Origin of the sequence: Bradyrhizobium sp. (genome assembly GCF_035484855.1) — a bacterium.
Classification (GTDB): Bacteria; Pseudomonadota; Alphaproteobacteria; order Rhizobiales; family Xanthobacteraceae; genus Bradyrhizobium.
In genome coordinates this window covers 1-3,609 of the sequence record NZ_DATHOP010000056.1, presented here as the reverse complement: position 1 = coordinate 3,609, position 3,609 = coordinate 1, and the positions used below count along the sequence as shown (strand labels likewise).

Genomic DNA, 3,609 nt, shown 5'->3' with positions numbered 1-3,609 from the left:
CTGGCGACGCCTTCCTGCGAGATGAACAGTGTCAGGTTTTTCAGGTCGGTGAATTTCTCGATGCCCTGATCGGGATGCGCGATCAGAACCTGCGGGTCTTTCTGAAACAGCGCCGCGACTTCGACGGTCGGGATGTTCTGCGCCACCGCGTCGAAGCTCTGCAGCGTATTGGCGCTGAGGAAGAAATCGATCTTGCCGACCGGGAGCAGGATGCGGTTGTTGGTGTTCGGCCCGCCGGGCACGATGGTCACGTCGAGGCCGTGCTTGCGATAGGTGCCGTCGGCCAGCGCCTGGTAGAAGCCGCCTTGCTCGCCTTCGGCGAGCCAGTTGGTGCCGAAGGCGACCTTGCCGAGGGCTTGCGCATGGGCCGGACCGAGCGCGAGGAGAGACGCCGTCAGCGTCGCCGCGACTGCAGCGAACGCGCTCGGAAAAGCCCCGGCAGACGGCATCTGTTACCCCCCGTTTCTCAGGCTATTCGACCATAAAGCATGATTGCGGAAAAAGCCCGTGCCCGGCTTGGTCCCGCGTTTGGAAGCCGGGACCAGCGCCGGTTTTCGGGTAAGATCGCGCCTCCGCGAGAGACCGGCGTAACCGGAAAACTCAGCAAGCGCGATTTAAGAGATATTGATGCTGCCCAAACGCAACTGGATGGACATGACCTGGCCGGAGATTGCCGAGGGCGACACGGCGCGCTGGATCGCGGTCTTGCCGCTCGCCGCGGTGGAGCAGCATGGGCCGCATCTGCCGCTCGGCGTCGATACTTTCATCGCCGAAGCCTATCTGGAGCGGGCCGGCAAATTATTGCCTGCCGACCTGCCGGTCACTTTTCTTCCGGTGCAGCGCATCGGTGTCTCCGCCGAGCATCTGTCTTTCCCCGGCACGCTGACGCTTTCGGCAACGACTGCGATCGCGGCCTGGACCGAGCTCGGTGAAAGTCTCGCGCGGGCGGGAGTGCGCAAGCTCGTTCTGATCACGAGCCACGGCGGCAATGTCGCGGCGATGGAAGTGGTGGCGCGCGAATTGCGCACCCGGCTTGACATGCTCGCCGTCACTGTCGGCTGGCATCGCTTCGGTTATCCGGACGGCACGTTCACGCCCGAAGAAAAGAAGCACGGCATTCACGGCGGCGATATCGAAACCTCGCTGATGCTCGCGGCCAAGCCCGACACTGTGCACATGGACAGAGCGCCCAATGCGGTGCCGGCCACAATCGCAATGTCACAGGAATTCAAATGGCTCGGCGCCTATCGGCCGGCGGGCTTCGCCTGGATGACACAGGACATCAACCCGAGCGGCGCGGTCGGCGATGCAACACTGGCCACGGCCGCGAAGGGCGACGCAGCTTTCGCGCGCGGCGCGGAAGCCTTCGTGGAATTGCTGCGCGAGATCGATCGCTTCGATTTGTCACGATTGCGCGAAGGACCGTTGACCACAAAGTAACGTCATGACGCTTTCGTGCGCTGGGATATAATTAGATCCCCGGGTGAGCGGTTTAATCAGTCGTTGCGATTACGGAGAGCGGATCATGTTTGTCAAAACCAAAGACGGCGTCGAAATCTTTTACAAAGACTGGGGCAAGGGTCAGCCCATCGTCTTCAGTCACGGCTGGCCGCTGTCGGCCGACGACTGGGACGCGCAAATGCTGTTCTTCCTCAATCACGGCTATCGCGTGATTGCCCATGACCGACGCGGCCACGGCCGCTCGACCCAGGTGGCCGACGGCCACGATATGGATCACTACGCCGACGATCTTGCGGCGGTGGTCGCGCATCTCGATCTGAAGAACGCCATTCATGTCGGCCATTCCACCGGCGGCGGCGAGGTGGTGCACTATCTCGCGCGCCACGGCGAAAGCCGCGTGGCCAAGGCCGCCATCATCAGCGCAGTCCCGCCCTTGATGGTGCAGACGCCGGCCAATCCGAAGGGATTGCCCAAGGCGGTATTTGACGATTTGCAGGCGCAGCTCGCGGCCAATCGCTCGAAATTCTATCGCGATCTGCCGGAGGGGCCGTTCTATGGCTTCAACCGGCCCGGCGTGAAATCGTCAGAGGCGGCCATCGCGAACTGGTGGCGGCAGGGCATGATGGGCGGTGCGAAGGCGCATTACGACGGCATCGTCGCCTTCTCGCAGACCGATTTCACCGAAGATCTCAAGAAGATCACTGTTCCGGTTCTGGTGATGCACAGCGAGGACGACCAGATCGTTCCTTATGTTGCCGCGGGCCCGCTTTCGGCCAAGCTTCTGAAGAACGGTACGCTGAAGACCTACAAGGACTTCCCGCACGGGATGATCACCACGCAGGCGGAAACGATCAACGCCGACCTGCTGGCGTTTCTGAAGCAATAGATAATTGCGAGTAACTCCAACGCGGCATGCCCGGCCATAGCCGTTCGAAGAACGGCGTCGCTTCGCTCGCCTATTGTGCCGGGCATCCACGACTTTTCAGCCGAGCAAGTTAAAGACGTGGATGGCCGGGACAAGCCCGGCCATGACGTTGCTGGCTGTGATCAGCCTGACCTTAGGCCGCGATCCTCACATATTCGAAATCGCCGGGCTTGTTGTCGATGCCGACGCGCGGCGGCGCGATCCAGCTGGCGAATTTGCCGGGCTCGACGACCTGATTCATCAGACTGCCGATGAAATCGCCGTCGTCCTTCGACGGCAGCCATTTGCCGTGATCGCGGGTCCAGGCGGACTGATCGATCAGCTTGCCGTCCGGAGCGATTTTCACGTCCTTGAACTCGCCGATCAGGCGATGGAACCCGACATGCGGCAGTTCGAGCTTAAACGCTGTGCCAGTGCGCTCGAAAATCTTGTTCCAGCGATCCAGCCCGCGCTGGCAGTCGGCGGTGTAGTCGTCGCGCAGCCGCATATTGATCGCAGTCAGCGCCGGCTCGTCGATGCGCTTGATTTGGCCGTCGACGAATTTCAGCACCGGATAGGTCGCGCTGTCGAGCCGATGGTCGTCGTCGATCTTGGTCTCCTGGAAGCGGCCCTTCAGGCCCGCAGTGAACGTGTTCGCGGCATTGGTCGAGACTTCCGAGCCGAACAGATCGAGCGACAGCGAATAGTGCAGGTTGAGCTTCTTCTGAATGGTCGGCAGGTCGATGACGCCGAGGTCGCGTATTTTCTCGATGTCGTTCGGGTCCTCGATGCCGGCGGCCTTCATCGCCTCGCAGGTGCGCTGCACGGTACGGCCGACGCCGGTTTCGCCGACGAACATGTGATGCGCCTCTTCGGTCAGCATGAAGCGGCAGGTGCGCGACAGCGGATCGAAGCCGGATTGCGCCAGGCTCTCGAGCTGCATCTTGCCGTCGCGGTCGGTGAAGAAGGTGAACATGTGGAACGACAGCCAATCCGGCGTCGCCTCGTTGAAGGCGCCGAGCATGCGCGGCTTGTCGGCGTCGCCGGAGCGGCGCTGCAGCAGCTCGGCGGCTTCCTCGCGGCCGTCGCGGCCGAAATATTTTTGCAGGATATAGACCATCGCCCAGAGGTGACGGCCTTCCTCGACATTGACCTGGAAGACATTGCGCATGTCGTAGAGCGACGGCGCGGTCTTGCCGAGATGGCGCTGCTGCTCGACGGAGGCCGGCTCGGTGTCGCCCTGG

4 protein-coding genes are annotated in these 3,609 nt (G+C 62.1%); 2 read left to right on the top strand and 2 right to left on the bottom strand.

Annotated features, from left to right (window positions below):
- On the bottom strand, positions 1-449 hold a 449-nt coding region (locus VK804_RS07210), incomplete at its 3' end, for an ABC transporter substrate-binding protein (protein ID WP_325369341.1).
- Positions 450-627: 178 nt separating this feature from the next.
- On the opposite strand from VK804_RS07210, the gene VK804_RS07205 reads away from it, so the two are divergent.
- Positions 628-1,440: a creatininase family protein gene (locus VK804_RS07205; RefSeq protein ID WP_325369339.1), complete on the top strand. Its 813-nt coding sequence runs from the start codon at positions 628-630 to the stop codon at positions 1,438-1,440.
- Between the two features lie 85 nt (positions 1,441-1,525).
- The gene (locus VK804_RS07200; protein ID WP_414642732.1) at positions 1,526-2,347 is read left to right on the top strand and encodes an alpha/beta fold hydrolase; all 822 of its coding nucleotides are present in this window, start codon (positions 1,526-1,528) and stop codon (positions 2,345-2,347) included.
- Positions 2,348-2,519: 172 nt separating this feature from the next.
- On the opposite strand, the gene boxB is transcribed toward VK804_RS07200, so the two are convergent.
- On the bottom strand, positions 2,520-3,609 hold a 1,090-nt coding region (gene boxB / locus VK804_RS07195; RefSeq protein WP_325369337.1), incomplete at its 5' end, for a benzoyl-CoA 2,3-epoxidase subunit BoxB.

Coding starts and splice junctions, on each gene's coding strand:
- VK804_RS07200 (WP_414642732.1), top strand. CDS start 1,526: ATGTTTGTCAAAACCAAAGACGGCGTCGAAATCTTTTACAAAGACTGG.
- VK804_RS07205 (WP_325369339.1), top strand. CDS start 628: ATGCTGCCCAAACGCAACTGGATGGACATGACCTGGCCGGAGATTGCC.